Source organism: Exiguobacterium sp. s152, assembly GCF_018618335.1.
In the GTDB taxonomy this organism is placed as follows: domain Bacteria; phylum Bacillota; class Bacilli; order Exiguobacteriales; family Exiguobacteriaceae; genus Exiguobacterium; species Exiguobacterium chiriqhucha.
Map to the genome: position 1 here is coordinate 1 of NZ_JACSLX010000030.1, position 762 is coordinate 762.

Genomic DNA, 762 nt, shown 5'->3' on the forward strand with positions numbered 1-762 from the left:
GTTTAATTTTATGAATAATTACTCCGGTTTAAATACGACTTTAATATTATTATCTCGTTTTTCATCAAATACTTTATAAGCCTCATCGGCTTTTTCTAAAGGAAAAGTATGTGTGATAATTTCAGTAGGATCAAATACTTCATCTTTAATCATTTCATATAATTTAGGCATTAAATGAATAACTGGTGCTTGACCAGTTGTTAAACGAACATTTCTATTAAATATTAAATCAAGTGGAAAGTTATCAGCTGGTGTACCATAAATTCCAGTCAGTTGAATTGTACCAAATTTACGGACTGATTCAGCGGCTGTAATAATCGGACTAATTGTTCCTCTTTGTTGAGATGTTTTTGAAAGTTTTGGTTCTGGACTTGATTGTGCGCCATCAAAACCAACACAGTCAATAACTACATCAGCACCACCACTAGTTTTTTCTTTCAATAACTTACCAATTTCTTTTTCTTTATCGAAATTATAAACTTCAACACCATTGTATTTTTTAGCATGCTCTAGTCTATGTTCGACATTATCGATTGCTATAACACGATCAGCACCTTTTAGCTTTGCAAATTTTTGTGCCATTAATCCAATAGGACCACACCCTAATACAATAACAGTATCTCCTGCTTTCACACCTGCATGTTCAACACTCCAATATGCAGTAGGTACTACATCAGATAAAAATAATACTTGTTCATCTTTTAAATCACTATCTGGCACAACAAAAGAAGAAAAATCAGCATATGGAACTCTTAAATATTC

The 762-nt window shown here is 32.2% G+C and carries 1 protein-coding gene; it reads right to left on the reverse strand.

Going from position 1 to position 762, the window contains the following annotated elements:
• Positions 1 to 18 precede the first annotated feature (18 nt).
• Positions 19 to 762, reverse strand: a 744-nt coding sequence (locus tag KNP72_RS15730; protein WP_214735363.1) for a zinc-binding dehydrogenase, incomplete at its 5' end; no start/stop codon positions are given.